The sequence below is a fragment of the Salinicola sp. CPA57 genome (genome assembly GCF_003206035.1).
Lineage (GTDB): Bacteria > Pseudomonadota > Gammaproteobacteria > Pseudomonadales > Halomonadaceae > Salinicola > Salinicola socius.
This window is the reverse complement of record NZ_PZJR01000011.1, coordinates 402,611-416,512: the sequence shown is the minus strand read 5'-3', so window position 1 is coordinate 416,512 and position 13,902 is coordinate 402,611. Positions and strand designations below refer to the sequence as shown.

Annotated in this window: 15 protein-coding genes and 1 tRNA gene; 6 read left to right on the top strand and 10 right to left on the bottom strand. The window is 63.9% G+C overall.

The window, feature by feature from the left end; translation table 11 throughout:
* Positions 1-47: 47 nt before the first annotated feature.
* Positions 48-974 carry a DMT family transporter gene (locus DOM36_RS14145; protein WP_110643456.1) on the bottom strand — a complete coding sequence of 309 codons (927 nt, stop codon included), beginning with the start codon at positions 972-974 and terminating at the stop codon, positions 48-50.
* A gap of 151 nt (positions 975-1,125) precedes the next feature.
* Here DOM36_RS14145 and DOM36_RS14140 point away from each other — a divergent pair, with 151 nt between their 5' ends.
* Entirely contained in the window at positions 1,126-2,076 is a 951-nt protein-coding gene (locus DOM36_RS14140; RefSeq protein ID WP_110643455.1) for a LysR substrate-binding domain-containing protein, read from the top strand.
* A gap of 288 nt (positions 2,077-2,364) precedes the next feature.
* Here DOM36_RS14140 and DOM36_RS14135 read toward each other — a convergent pair.
* The 5 genes from DOM36_RS14135 to DOM36_RS14115 form a co-directional block, all read right to left on the bottom strand.
* Positions 2,365-2,441 (bottom strand) — tRNA-Arg (locus tag DOM36_RS14135).
* A gap of 56 nt (positions 2,442-2,497) precedes the next feature.
* Positions 2,498-3,199 carry a metal-binding protein ZinT gene (locus tag DOM36_RS14130; protein ID WP_110643454.1) on the bottom strand — a complete coding sequence of 234 codons (702 nt, stop codon included), beginning with the start codon at positions 3,197-3,199 and terminating at the stop codon, positions 2,498-2,500.
* Between the two features lie 242 nt (positions 3,200-3,441).
* Entirely contained in the window at positions 3,442-4,248 is an 807-nt protein-coding gene (locus DOM36_RS14125) for a DTW domain-containing protein (RefSeq protein WP_075569657.1), read from the bottom strand.
* 95 nt (positions 4,249-4,343) lie between these two features.
* Positions 4,344-5,303 carry a bile acid:sodium symporter family protein gene (locus DOM36_RS14120; protein WP_279626530.1) on the bottom strand — a complete coding sequence of 320 codons (960 nt, stop codon included), beginning with the start codon at positions 5,301-5,303 and terminating at the stop codon, positions 4,344-4,346.
* 196 nt (positions 5,304-5,499) lie between these two features.
* Positions 5,500-6,228, bottom strand: coding sequence for an NAD-dependent deacylase (locus DOM36_RS14115; protein WP_110643453.1), 729 nt, complete (start codon positions 6,226-6,228; stop codon positions 5,500-5,502).
* Between the two features lie 143 nt (positions 6,229-6,371).
* On the opposite strand from DOM36_RS14115, the gene DOM36_RS14110 reads away from it, so the two are divergent.
* The 5 genes from DOM36_RS14110 to DOM36_RS14090 all read left to right on the top strand — a co-directional run bounded on the left by DOM36_RS14110 (position 6,372) and on the right by DOM36_RS14090 (position 10,140).
* Positions 6,372-7,190: a pseudouridine synthase gene (locus DOM36_RS14110; RefSeq protein ID WP_110643452.1), complete on the top strand. Its 819-nt coding sequence runs from the start codon at positions 6,372-6,374 to the stop codon at positions 7,188-7,190.
* Positions 7,191-7,200: 10 nt separating this feature from the next.
* Complete coding sequence (gene tcdA / locus DOM36_RS14105; protein WP_110643451.1) at positions 7,201-8,160, top strand: tRNA cyclic N6-threonylcarbamoyladenosine(37) synthase TcdA; 960 nt, start codon at positions 7,201-7,203, stop codon at positions 8,158-8,160.
* Positions 8,157-8,387 carry a DUF1653 domain-containing protein gene (locus DOM36_RS14100; RefSeq protein ID WP_075569653.1) on the top strand — a complete coding sequence of 77 codons (231 nt, stop codon included), beginning with the start codon at positions 8,157-8,159 and terminating at the stop codon, positions 8,385-8,387. Before tcdA ends, DOM36_RS14100 begins: the two co-directional genes overlap by 4 nt.
* A gap of 158 nt (positions 8,388-8,545) precedes the next feature.
* Positions 8,546-9,046, top strand: coding sequence for a 5-(carboxyamino)imidazole ribonucleotide mutase (purE, locus tag DOM36_RS14095; protein WP_075562678.1), 501 nt, complete (start codon positions 8,546-8,548; stop codon positions 9,044-9,046).
* Positions 9,047-9,048: 2 nt separating this feature from the next.
* Positions 9,049-10,140 carry a 5-(carboxyamino)imidazole ribonucleotide synthase gene (locus DOM36_RS14090; protein WP_110643450.1) on the top strand — a complete coding sequence of 364 codons (1,092 nt, stop codon included), beginning with the start codon at positions 9,049-9,051 and terminating at the stop codon, positions 10,138-10,140.
* Positions 10,141-10,301: 161 nt separating this feature from the next.
* Here the strand turns inward: DOM36_RS14090 and bfr are convergent, their stop codons facing one another.
* The 4 genes from bfr to lptF form a co-directional block, all read right to left on the bottom strand.
* Positions 10,302-10,784, bottom strand: a complete 483-nt coding sequence (bfr, locus tag DOM36_RS14085; protein WP_075562680.1) for a bacterioferritin — start codon at positions 10,782-10,784, stop codon at positions 10,302-10,304.
* A gap of 324 nt (positions 10,785-11,108) precedes the next feature.
* Positions 11,109-11,312 (bottom strand): (2Fe-2S)-binding protein, encoded by a 204-nt coding sequence (locus DOM36_RS14080; RefSeq protein WP_110643449.1) that lies wholly within the window; start codon positions 11,310-11,312, stop codon positions 11,109-11,111.
* A 364-nt stretch (positions 11,313-11,676) separates the two neighbouring features.
* A complete protein-coding gene (gene lptG / locus DOM36_RS14075) occupies positions 11,677-12,741 on the bottom strand; it encodes an LPS export ABC transporter permease LptG (RefSeq protein WP_075569650.1) in 1,065 nt (354 codons plus the stop codon).
* Positions 12,741-13,820 (bottom strand): LPS export ABC transporter permease LptF, encoded by a 1,080-nt coding sequence (gene lptF / locus DOM36_RS14070; protein WP_075569649.1) that lies wholly within the window; start codon positions 13,818-13,820, stop codon positions 12,741-12,743. Before lptF ends, lptG begins: the two co-directional genes overlap by 1 nt.
* Positions 13,821-13,902: the final 82 nt, after the last annotated feature.

Here is a 13,902-nt window from a genome sequence, read left to right as displayed (position 1 = left end):
ACCGAGATACGCGGACTGGAGCACGCCGCGAACGGGGTCGTTGAGGGTTAACCGCGTGAGACAGTGACGATTCCGGCCAACAGCATGGCTCCGCCGACCAGGAAACTGACGGTCAGCGCTTCATCTAGAAGTAGTGCACCAAACATCACCCCGAAGATGGGCGACAGAAACGAGAATACCCCCAGCTGCGACGCCCAGTAGCGGCGCAGTAGCGCGAACCACAGCAACAGCGCCGCGCAGGAGATCACCAGCGTCTGGAAGGCCAGGCTGGTAACGGCGATCCAACTGAATCGTATCGCCGCAAGATCGCCGCTGAACAGCGCCACCGGCAACAACAGCACGCCTGCGGTCAGCAGTTGATAACCTTGGGTCTGCAGCGGCGGCGCCTCCGAGAGTGAAGTACGCCGCAGCACCAACGTCGTGGCCGCCCAACTCATGCCCGCCAGTAGACCGAAGACATCCCCCACCAACATGGCACCAGCATTCGCGCCCTCGCCGCTGGGCGCCATGGCGAGTACCAGGCCCGCAAAGGCCAGCGCCATGCCCCACCACTGGCGCTTGGCCAGCTGTTCTCCAGGTACCAGGAAATGCAGCCCAAGGCCCGCGAATACCGGCGCGGTATACAGGAAGACCGACATGTGAGATGCCGTGGTGTAGTGGAGCCCCAATGCCACGAACACGAACTCGAAGGTAAAACCCAGGCCAACCAGTATCCCTGGCCCGAGGCTCGCCACGAAATCACGCCACTGGATGCCTCGCAGGGCCGCCAGCCCCCATATGAGAATGGCCGCCAGCATCGAACGCAGCGCAATCTGACTCAGCGGCGCAATGTCCGCCGCGGCCGATTTGATCGCCACCTGCTGCAGGCCCAGCGCCACACAGAACAGCACCATGGCTGCGCCGGCCGGCACATCGATGGCACGACGCGTCGGTAACGCCGCGCCGGCTGTGGATGATGCGGAAGAACAAGACATGGGACCTCCCCCCTCGATACGGCTCACACAGGCACCGGCGCTATCTGCGCCGTGCCTGGAAATCCGATGAATCAGGTCGGGAAGTGGACCATTTGCCGCCTGGGCCGCCAAGCGATTATCTTGCAGGGCCAGGCTCAGGAAAACTCAACTCATGAAGATCGAACGCCTGCCTCTCAATGGCCTGCGTGCCTTCGCGGCAGCCTCTCGCGAGGGCAGCTTCAAGGTGGCGGCAGACCGACTGGGTGTCACGCCTGGGGCGGTCAGCCGTCAGATCAAGCAGCTCGAGGAGCGTCTGGCGGTGACGCTGTTCGAGCGCCATGCCAACGGTGTCAGAACCACGGCCGCCGGAAGACGCTTGGCCGAGGATGTCGATGCCGGTCTGGCACGTATCGCGGCCGGCATGGAAGCGATCGCCAATATCACGCCTGACGTCACCCGTCTGCTGCTCAGCGCACCACCCTCTTTCACCCAGCTGTGGCTGCTGCCACGGTTGGCCGATTTCGAACTCCGCCACCGCCAGCTGGAGATTTCGATCGACGCCAGCCAGGCGCTTAGCGAACCCAGCTGGCACGATACGGACGCCCGTCTGGCACTGCGCTACGGCAGGCCGCCCTGGCCCGGCGTCAGCACGCTGCCACTGTTCGGGGATGTACTGGTCCCGGTCTGCTCGCCGACACTGCTCGACCACCGGCCCATCGAGCAGCCACGCGACCTGCTGGCACACACCCTGTTCGATGTCTGCTGGTCGACGTCCGGGAGTGGCGGCTTTCCGAACTGGAGAGACTGGTTTTCCGCGGCGGGCCTGGCCGGGCAGCCGCTTCCGACCCTGCGTCACTACTCGCTGTATGGCCTCGCCCTGGATCAGGTCATCGCGGGTCGCGGCCTGATCCTCGCCAGCCTGCCGGTGGTCGCGGATCGCCTGGTCAGCGGCGTCCTGACCTGCCCGTTCGGCGATCGATGGATGCTGCCGTCTCCGTTCCGTTATGAACTGGTCATCCCCGACAACGGCAAGCCGCCGCAAGGGATTCGCGAGTTCATCGACTGGCTGCTCGACGAGGCCCGTCATTTCAGCCTGACCACCCCCGGCATGCCGGCCCCCTAAGCCATCAGTACCGCGCTTGGTGGCTTGCGCCGGCCACGCCCGCCTTACCTAGGGTTTGAGCTTCGGGGTACGGGCTGGGTTTCTCGAGCTGGCGGGGGGCCACGGGCGTCCTGGTATAGCGCTCGAATTCGAACGGGCCATAGACCATACGCTATACCACGAGGGTATCGCATGGACCGGGAATGTGGAGAAACGGCGGGGAAGAGAGTGTCTCGAATATCGCTGCATATCCGCAGCTCGCGAGCAAAGTCGTCACTGCGGAAGGTCGTCAACGCGGGAGCGAGGGACTGGCGCCCGAAGCAGGACTCGAACCTGCAACCCACGGCTTCGAAGGCCGGTACTCTATCCAATTGAGCTATTCGGGCGCACGGCGCAGAAGATAACATTGCTCGGGCCTCGGATGCGAGGCCCGAAATGACGATCAGTGCGCCATCATCTCCTCGGCGACTTCCTCACCGCTCAGGTCCGAAGGGTAGTAGGTCGGCCAGTTGACGACTTCCTCGAGCAGCGCCTCGCGGTCATCGCCCATGTAGAGGTGGTAGTGATCCGCATCGGTGGGCGCGATGGCGTGGTCGCTGAACTGGAAGTACTGCGGGGCGTCTTCGTCGCCACCTTCCCGCTCGAAGATATAGCGCACGCCACGGTTGCCGGCCTTGTAGGTCAGTATCTCGTAGCCGTCGTAGGCGTACTCGCCGGTATGCGCTTCGTCCCCTTCATAGAAGGTGACCTCGTCGCCGTCGATCACGATGCGATCGACGGCGGTCCTATAACCCTCTTCGTAATAGCTCTTGTACTCGTCTGCGCTCTTGTCGCCGTGCTCGGCCTTGTGGGCGAATACCTCGTCGAGGGTGCCGTCCTGAAGATAGAGATAGACGGACTGCCACTCCCCTGCCCAGTCGGAGAGCTGTCGATCCTCGACCTGGTCGTCGTCGAAGTAGCCTGCGTGGATATCCTGGTCGTGGTCGTGGTCGTGGTCGTGGCCGTGTGCATGGCTGTGTCCGTGATCGCCGTGCTCATGGTCGTGATCATGATCATGGTCCGCCGCGAGCGCCGTCTGCCAGCTCCCCATTGCCAACAAACCGATCGCCACCACGCCCGCGCTCTGCGCTGATAATAATTTCATCGATTGATTCTCTGTTTCTGACTCACGTATGGGCTTACCTGCCAACGACACAATACGTTATATCATAACAATTTATCAATCCTCGCATTCCTGCATGCCACGAGAAAAGGAGACGGAAAAGGCCACGAGAAAAACAACGACAGCCGTCTGCCGCCCCGCCACGTCCGCACCGCGGGCAGGAGGATCAGGGGCCAGAACTCGGCCGTCTCGGCCCTGGTCCCGGAAAGAACGGTCAGCCCGATTCAGGCGTAGGTGGAACCGGTGGCTCGCCGGTCGAGCAGACGCTGCATGGCGGCGTTGGGCTTTTCGAGCTTGTGATAGAAGCGGCTCGCGGCGTAGCTCTCGTTGAAGGCGTCGAAGTAGTCGTCCAGCACACTGGCGGCGGTGACATCCCCCGTCTTGCGCAGCAGTTCGGCGGCGACTTCGGCAGTGCAGAGGTGCGAGGCGGAAGCCGGCTTGCGCAGCCGGTAGCGCGTCAATCGATCCGTATGCAGCGGCAGCACCGGCAGGCCATCCAGATACGGGCTCTTGCGGAAGATCCGCCGCGCCTGACGCCAGGTGCCATCGATCAGGATGAACACCGGGATGAAGCCATCCTGCTTGGCGCCGATCACCGCACGCTCGTCGACCACGCGATGCTGATAGTCCGGCTGGTCATCGGGAAAAACCACGAACGGCACGTAGCGCCGGTCCGCCAGCAGTTCGAGCAGGCGCGCCTCCGGTGCGGTGCGATACCAGGTGAAGGTCTGGGTCAGCGGCAGCACATCGGCGATCAGGCGCCCGGTGTTGGTAGGCTTGTTGTGCTCGTAGGGATGCGTCAGCAGCCATACCTGGGCGTCGCTCGTCGCCGTTACCCGATACGGACAGAGGCAGTTGAGCACCGGCAGACGACAGCCGTCGCAGCGTTCGACGAAGCTGCCCCGCGCCTTGAACTCACGGCGCGGCGGGTTCGCGTCTTCTCCAGCCGCGTCGCGCCGAGCGTCGGCACTCGGCTGTTGGGTCTCGCTCGACGACCGGGGTTCGATCGTCAGTTCGGCATCATCACGCATGGATCGGCTATCTCGGGCACAAAAAGCGGGGCGCGCATTCTAGCACTACGCCCCGCCTTGCTGACGCCGGAATTGAGACAACATCTGACGTTATCTCAGCGGCCGATGCTCTCGCTGGCTTGCGGCGTCGCGCCTTTGGCGGGAACGCCGCGCTGCTTCCAGTAACCCGCCAGCAGCGAACCGGAGACATTGTGCCAGACCGAGAACAGCGCGCCCGGCAGCGCGGCACCGGCGGTGAAGAACTGATTGGCGAGGGTGACCGCCAGGCCGGAGTTCTGCAGGCCGACCTCGAACGCGATAGTGCGCGCGGTGCGAATATCGAAGCCCAGTGCGCGGCTCAGCCAGTAGCCGGCGGCGAGGCCGATGCTGTTATGGGCGATGACCGCAATCGCCACGATCGGGCCCAGCGTTGCCAGATTGCCGGCGTTGAGCGCGACGACAATGGCGATGATCAACACGATGGCGGCCATGGCCAGCGTCGCCAGGGCCGATTCGATCTTGCGGATCCGCGCGCCCAGCAGGTGATGCACGATCACGCCAAGCGCAATCGGGGCAATGACCAGCTTGGCGATGCTCAGGAGCATGCCGACGACCGGCACGTCGATGCTCTGGCCGACCAGCAGCCAGGTGATGAACGGCGTGGCGACGACGGAGATGACGGTGGAAACCATGGTCATCGACACCGAGAGCGCCACGTGACCGCCGGACAGCCAGGTCATCACGTTGGAAGACGTGCCGCCGGCGGTGGCGCCGACCAGGATCATGCCGGTGGTCAGCTCCGGGCTCAGCCCCAGCAAGCGCGACACCAGCAGCGCGGCGGCCGGCATGATCAGGAACTGCAGCACGACACCGACAGCGATCGGCTTGGGCGCCTTGACCACCCGGGCAAAATCCTCGCGGCTAAGCGTCAGTCCCATGGCGAACATGATCACCACGAGCAGGGTCGTGATATCCGCCTTCAGCCCGACGAACAACTGCGGCTCGAAGGCTGCGATGACGGCCAGCAAAACGGCCCAGACCGGGAACAGCCGGTTGATGCGTTCAAACATGATGATGTGTCCTAGCGAGAGTCTGGCTTGCCGATCTGGCGAGCCGGGGCCGCTCGAGCGGCTCTGTTGGGGTCGAACCGGACACCAAAGCGGATCCGAGAGCGACCGGGCGCGCTATTTTGCCGCACCACGGGCCTCGACTAAATAGGCAAAAGGCAGGAAGCGGCGCGGGGCACGGTGGCCGGTCAGGAATGTCACCGCGTCAGGCGGAAAAACCACCCTGCGTTCGCCAGCGGGCGACGAGTGTGGGCACGCCGCGGCTGGCCGACTCGGCGATGGGACTGACGCCGGCAGGCGCCAGCTCGCGCGCGTGAGGGTCGACCAGCCAGCACGGCGCATCGAACGGTGCCTGTTCCAACAGCAGCGCGGCGGGCATCACCGCCAGCGACGTGCCGACGACCAGCAGCGCATCGGCATCGGCGACGATGTCGCAGGCTTCTGCATAACGCGGCACGGCCTCGCCGAACCAGACCACGTCCGGGCGCAGCTGGCTGCCCTTGTCACACAGATCGCCGAGCGCGATGGTGCCGTTCGTCGAGATCTCATCCACCGGGTAGCGCAGATTGGCGTCGACGGACGATCGCGCCAGCCGAATCTCGCCGTGCAGGTGCAGCACATGGCGGGAACCGGCGCGCTCGTGCAGATCGTCGATATTCTGGGTGACCACGCTGACCCGAAATCCTGCCGCCTCGAGTTCGGCCAGTGCCCGATGCGCGGCGTTCGGCTGCGCCCGGCGGGTCTGCTCGCGGCGCTCGTCGTAGAAGCGCAGCACGGTTTGCGGATCTCGCGCCCAGGCTTGCGGCGTGGCGACATCCTCGACGTGGTGGTTCTCCCACAGGCCATCGCCATCACGAAAGGTCTTGAGACCGCTTTCGGCACTGATGCCGGCACCGGTCAGCACGACCAGATGCGGGAAATCGATATCACTCATGGACGCAGGCTCATTCCGGTGGTTCGTTTGCAATCCCGAGGCTAGCCTTACTCAGCCCTGATGCCCAGCCCTGATGCCCGGCCCTTGAGATCGCCCGCGTCAGCCCCGACAATAGCGCTCTACCCGACTTCCCTGGTCAATCCATGATCGCGACGCTTGCCACAACCGCGCCTGTTGCGCCGCTGGCGGTGATCTATCGCGACGCGCGCCTGATCGCCGTCGTGAAACCGCCGGGAATGCTGGTCCATCGTACGGCGCTGGCCCGCGGGGAAACCCGCTTCGTGCTACAGACGCTGCGCGATCAGATCGGCCAGCACGTCTATCCGGTTCATCGGCTGGATCGCCCCACCGGTGGCGTCCTGCTGTTCGCGCTGGACAGCGAAGCGGCCGCCGCACTGACCCTGGCATTTGCCGAGCATCGGGTGACCAAACGCTATCTGGCCGTGGTCCGTGGCTGGGGTCCGGAGGCGATCAGCGTCGATACGCCCTTGCGCGAGGAAGACGGCATTCGGCCCAAGGCGGAAATGCCGGCGCATCCGGCGCTGACCCACTTCCGGCGGCTGGCGACGGTGGAGATTCCGGTGGCGATCGATCGCTATCCGCACTCGCGCTATTCGCTGATGGAAGCGCGGCCGGAAACCGGTCGGCGCCATCAGATTCGACGCCATCTGGCGCACTGCGGGCATCCGATCATCAATGATGCCAAGCACGGCAAGGGCATTCACAATCGCTACTTTCGCGATCACCTGGAGTGCCCGCATCTGCTGCTGTCGGCGGTCACGCTGCAGTTCCGCCACCCGTTCGAGGGCCGTCAGCTGACGCTGGAAGCGGCCTCCGATGACTCTTTTTCCGACCTGCTCACGCGGTTCGGCTGGCAGGCGCATCTGACGCAGAACGGTGCCCGGTGGGAAGATGGCGCCAGCGCCGCCGAGCATGCCGAACCGATCGACATCCCTTTATGATCGAGAGCCCATGACCGAATTGACCGAGACTCGAGACAACGACGACTACGATTTCCGCTTCGGCGGCATCCGCCGGCTCTACGGCACCCGTGCGGCCAACGCGTTTCGCCGCGCGCATGTGGTCGTGATCGGCGTGGGCGGCGTCGGCAGCTGGAGTGCCGAAGCGCTGGCACGCTCCGGCATCGGCAAGCTGACCCTGATCGATCTGGACGATGTCTGCGTTTCCAACGTCAATCGTCAGCTTCACGCGCTGGACGGCCAGATCGGCAAGCCCAAGGTCGAGGTGCTGGCCGAGCGCTGCCGCGCGATCTGGCCAGGTATCGAGATACACGCCGACGCGGCTTTCATCACGCCGACCAATCTCGCCGAGCGGATTCCAGCCGATGCCGATCACGTGGTCGACGCCATCGACCACGTCGGTGCCAAGGCGGCCCTGATCCACTACTGCAACCGGCGCAAGCTGCCGATCACCGTGACCGGCGGCGCGGGCGGCCAGAGCGACCCGACCCGCGTGCACGTGGCCGATCTCACCCGCACCGAGCACGACCCGCTGCTGGCCAAGGTGCGCTCGAAACTGCGCCGCGATCACGGCTTCTCTCGCAATCCCAAGCGACGCTTCGGTGTCGAGTGCGTCTATTCGGACGAGCAGCTGGTCTACCCCGGCGACGATGGCGAGGTCTGCCTGCAGAAACCGACGCCGGGCCAGGCGACTCGGCTCGACTGCGCCGCCGGCTTCGGTGCGGTCAGCGTGGTCACCGGCACCTTCGGTTTCGTCGCCGCCGGCCGCGTGCTGACCCGGTTGGCCGACAAGGCCAGGCGAGCGGCCGAAAGTGCAACAGCATCAGTGACGGCAGAGCCGAACACGGAAACTGGTACGTCAGAGCCGAGCACAACGGCACGGACAATCTCGACGGAAGCAACAGCCGCCGCGACCGAAACGCCAGTCGAGACTCAGGAGAGTTCGTCATGAGTGAACACCACAAGCCGGTGCCGGGCATCTATCGCCATTACAAGGGCCAGCTCTACGAGGTGCTGGACGTGGCCCAACACAGCGAGACCGAGGAGTGGCTGGTCGTCTACCGCGCGCTCTACGGCGACTATGGCTTGTGGGTGCGCCCGCTCGCCATGTTCTGCGAGCAGGTCAGCGTCAGTGACGAACCGGTGTCGCGGTTCGCGCTGGAGAAGGCGTTCCGCTAAGTGCCGTCGGCGGGCTACGGTTTCCTGCAAGAAAGATTTTACGGCTGATCGATTCTCCGGATTCCCGTACAATTCGCTGCTTTCCAAACGACGGCCCGACAATCCACACGATGATATCCACAACAAGGGCCGGCGAATCATTTCCCACGGGAGGAAGCATGAGCGTACGCGTCGGCGTGATCATGGGCTCTAAGTCGGACTGGTCGACTCTCTGCCATACCGTCGAGACCCTGGAAAAGCTGGGTATCGAGCATGAAACCAAGGTGGTCTCCGCCCACCGCACGCCGGATCTGCTGTTCGAATACGCCGAGACCGCCGCCGACCGGGGCCTGGAAGTGATCATCGCCGGTGCCGGCGGCGCGGCCCACCTGCCCGGCATGTGCGCCGCCAAGACGCGGCTGCCGGTGCTCGGCGTGCCGGTGAAGTCGAGCACGCTCTCCGGGGTCGATTCGCTGCTCTCCATCGTCCAGATGCCGGCCGGCATTCCTACCGCGACGCTGGCGATCGGCCGCGCCGGGGCGATCAACGCCGCCCTGCTCGCCGCCGCCATGCTGGCCAATCACGACGAGCGCATCCGCGAAGCGCTGGAAGCCTACCGCGCCGAGCAGACGCGCAAGGTGCTCGACAACCCCGATCCTCGACCCGAAGACCAGGAGTGACCATGCGAATCGGCATCGTCGGCGGCGGTCAGCTCGGGCGCATGCTCGCCCAGGCAGGCGCCCCGCTGGACATACGCTTTACCTTCCTCGATCCCGGCAGCGAGCCGTGTGCCGCTGCGCACGGCGAGCATCTCCAGGCGGACTGGCAGGATCCGGAAGCGCTGAACACGCTGACCGCGACCTGCGACGCCATCACCTTCGAATTCGAGAACGTGCCGGCCGAAGCCGTCGAGCGTCTGGCCGAGCAGCGCCCGGCGTTTCCGCCCGCCTCGGCGCTGGCCACGGCGCGGGACCGCTGGCTGGAGAAATCACTGTTTCGCACGCTGGATATCGACGTGCCGCCGATCGCCCGGATCGACAGCCAGACCGATATCGATACCGCAGTGAGCGAAATCGGTCTGCCGGTGGTGATCAAGACCCGCACCATGGGCTACGACGGCAAGGGCCAGAAAGTGCTGCGCGGGCCGGAAGACGTCGCCGGGACGTTCGACGAGCTGGGCGGCGTGCCGCTGATTCTCGAAGGCTTCATCGATTTCGACCATGAAATTTCGGTGATCGCCGTGCGCGGTCGCGATGGCGAGATCCGATACTGGCCGGTGGTCCGCAACGAGCACCGCCAGGGCATTCTGCACTGCTCGGTGCCGCAGGTTTCTCACCAGCTGCAGGCGCAGGCGGAAGATTACGCCAGCCGGGTCATGAACGAGCTCGACTATGTCGGGGTGATGGCGTTCGAGTTCTTCGTCACCGCCGCCGGCCTGCTGGCCAACGAGATCGCGCCGCGGGTTCACAATTCGGGCCACTGGAGCATCGAAGGCGCGGTGACCAGCCAGTTCGAGAACCATGTGCGCGCTATCGCCGGGCTGCCGCTGGGCGAGACCGACCGCCTGGCGCCGTGCGCGATGCTCAACGTGATCGGCGCCTTCCCCGCGCGCGACGCCGTGCTCGCCCTGCCCGGCACCCGCTGGCACGACTACGGCAAGGCGCCCCGGCCAGGCCGCAAGATCGGCCATATCACCGTGCTGGCCAGCGACGACGAGACACTGAAAACCCGCATCGCGGCCGTCGAGGCGCTGCTGGTCAACGATCTGGGTTGAGTTCGAGACACCCGCAGCGAGTGCGCGAAAAAAGCCCCGATGTCGGCTCGAGCTGACATCGGGGCTTTTCGTTATCGAAGCTTTTCGTTATCGGCGCTTATCGCTACCAGCGCCTGTCGTTGACGACAGCAACGGTTGCGCATTCGCCAACCGCTGGCGGATTACTCTTTTTCTGTCGTGAACATGTGCTTCTGCAGGTAGTTCTGGATGCCGACCTTGTCGATCAGGCCCAGCTCCGCTTCCAGCTTGTCGATGTGCTCTTCTTCGTCGTCGAGGATCTTGATGAACAGATCGCGACTGACGTAATCGCGGACGGATTCACAGTAGGGGATCGCTTCCTGCAGGTCGGCCCGGGCCTTGTGCTCGATCTTGAGATCGCTCTGGAGCATCTCCTGGCAGTTCTCGCCGATGTTGAGCTTGCCGAGATCCTGCAGATTGGGAATACCTTCCAGGAACAGGATGCGCTCGATCAGCCGGTCGGCATGCTGCATCTCTTCGATCGATTCTTCGTACTCCCACTTGGCCAGCACGCTGAATCCCCAGTCCTTGTACATCTTGCTGTGCAGGAAGTACTGGTTGATCGCGACCAGCTCGTTGCCGAGCACCGTATTGAGATAGGAAATGACCTTGGCGTCGCCTTTCATTGTCGTGTTCTCCTCACTGCCTCGAGCCACTGGGATCGAGTGATTGATAGTCGGCGATGGGAGGCACGCTTGGCCACGCACTCCCGCATGAATCACGCTACCACAACTGGCAGCGTCGATCCGATAGCGGCAGTATCCCTCAGGGGAAGAATAAATAACAAGTATTACAGTGGGTTACGACACACTCTCATCTGCAATCGATTGGCAGATGAGAACACGGCTGATAACGAATCGCGCTATCGAATGACGACTCCCGGCGTCGCAGCCAACGTGGAAACCAAGCGGAATCAATGGGAAGCACGGCGCCGAGCGCGAGAACCCGGCTCAGACCGCGTAGGCGAGATCCAGATCCATCGTCAATTCCTGACTGATCGCCTCGCGCATGACGCTCTTGCCGGTGCAGGCACACTTGCCGCACTGGCCGGCACAGCCGGTCGTCTCGCGCACTTCGCGCCAGCTGCGAGCGCCGTCCGAAACGGCATTTTCGATATCGCGGTCGGTGACCCCTACACAGAGACAGACGTACACGGAAAAGCCTCACTGGTAACGAGATAGCAAATGTAAATGATTCGCATAGGCAATTTCAACCCGGAATCACAATCATCTCGCCGAGAATACTCGTCGGTGGCTTAACGGAACCTGAGCTCGCGCCGGGACATTCGACCTGCGGACACGAAAACGCCGCGCCCCTTTCGGGTCGCGGCGTTTCGGTGATCCACTGTCATGATGTCGGTCAGAACCTGGCCACGACCTAGCGAGCCAGAGCCAAACGAGGCGAAAACACTTGAGGAAAGGACCGGGCTCTCGCACGAGTCTACCTGGGGCTAAATGAGCATTCCGATAGTGCTTTCAACCCTGTTTGGCCGACGTGCAGCAGATCGTAGCCAGGCTCTCAGCCGGTACGGCGCAGCAGCCAGAAGCCCAGCAGATAGCAGGTGGCCGTCGGCACCACCACCGCCAGCGAAGGCGAAAAGCCGAACAGCACCGACGCCGGCGCCAACAGATCCTGCAGGTACTTGAAGGTCAGGCCGACGATCACGCCGTAGAAGATTCGCGTTCCCGCCGCCACGCTGCGCAGCGGGCCGAACACGAACGAGGCGGCCAGTAGCACCAGCCCTGCCAGCGTCACCGGAAGCAGACTCTTCTGCCAGAAATAGAGCAGTGGCTGCGTCGCTTCCTGTCCCTGGGCCTGCAGATAATCGGCATAGCGCCACAGACTTCTCATCGGCTGGCTGTCCAGCGGTCGCAGCAGTCGATTGAGCTGCGAAGGCGTCAGCGCAGTTTCCCAGGTCTCGGTGGGCAACGTTTCGGCACTCGTCCTGCCATCCTCGAAATGGGTCACCTCGACATCTTCCAACGTCCAGCTGCCGTCGTTCCAGACGGCGCGGGCCGCCTGGGTGGCCTCGACCAGCTGCTGACCGTCGAACCGGTACCAGGTGACGTTGATCAAGGTATCGTCGGCGCGAATCGTGCCGAAGCGATAGAAGTTGTCGCCCTCTCGCTGCCAGCCGCCTCGATGAGACAGCACTGCATCCGAGCCCTCGGACTGTTCCAGCCGCCACGCTTCGGCCCGCTGCTCGGTGGCCGGCCCGACGAACTCCCCGATCGCCATGGTGATCAGGATCACCAGCACCAGCGGCTTGAGCACGCCCAGCAGGATCCGGCCCAACGAACGGCCGGACGCCCGCATCACCGTCAATTCGTTGCTGGACGCCATCGATCCCAGCCCGACCAGTGCGCCGATCAGCACCGCCACCGGCGCGTATTCGTAGAACCGCCAAGGCAGCCGCATGATCAGATAGATCAGCACGTCCAGGGCGGTGTAGTTGCCGGAGACATCCCCCAGGTCGTTGATGTAGGAGATCACCAGATCCAGTCCCAGCACCATGACCTGAACGACCAGCATCGCGCCCAGCACGCTGCGGGCGATGTAACGGTCGAGACGATCGATCAGCATCAGCGGCCTCCCTGCGTCTGGTCGCGTCGCAGCAGGAACAGACCGAGCACGAGATAAACCGCGTGAATCGGCCACATGCCGATGCTCGCCGGCAGGCTGCCCCGCGCGATCGCGTCCTGCGCCGCCAGCAGCAGACTGAGATAGCTGACATGCAGAAAGATCGCCGGCAGCAGTTTGGCGAAACGGCCCTGGCGCGGATTGACCCGCGACAGCGGCAGCGCCAGCAGCGTCAGGATGGGAATCATCAACGGCATCGATAGCCGCCACTGCAGTTGCGCCATGGAGTCGTCGTCGCCATCGGCGATCAGCGCGGGCGTGGTCATCAACTCGCTATCCTGGTCGAGTTCGGTCGGCTCGTCGGTTGCCAGGCGCACCCCGTAGCTGCCGAATACCAGCTTCTCCGCCACCCGGCTGCCGGGGTCGACGCTGTAGCGTTGACCGTTCTCGAGCACCAGATAGCGGCTGCCGGTATCGGGATCGGTGGTTTGATAGCCGCTCTCGGCTCGCGTCACCACCTGCTGCGGCGAACCATCGCCACCGCTCTGGTATTCGCTGATGAACACGCCCTGCATGCGGGAATTGTCGCTGCTGAGCGATTGGGTATAGGCGGTTCGGTCATCGCCGAAATCCTGGAAGCGCCCGGGTGTCAGCAGCGAAAAGTCGAGCCGGCTCTGCTGTTCGTCGATCAGGCGCTCGTTGTGCGCGGCACCGGCGGGCGTCAGCCACAGGCTACACACTCCGACCAGCACGGCGATGAGCGTCGCCGGCAGCAACGTGACCTGCAGTAGCCGATTGGGGCTGATCCCGCAGGCCACCAGCACCGTGATCTCGCTGTTGAGATAGAGCTGACCGTAGGCAAGCAGGATCGCCAGGAAGAACGACAGCGGCAGCACCAGCTCCAGAAAGCTCGGCATGTGAAAGAGCATCAACGTGCCCAGCGCGCTGAGCGGAAGCTCGCCCTGAGCCGCATCGGTGAAGTAGCGAATGAAACGACTGCCCATGATCACCAGCAGCAGCACGCCTGCCACTGCCGACATCGTCAGCAGAATCTCGCGTGTCAAATAGCGGAATACGATCAAACTCAACTCCTGGCAACATCTACACCTGATTTGGCTTCCTGCCGCGACCGGCCTCGTCGGCCACGCCCTCCGACGGCGTGGA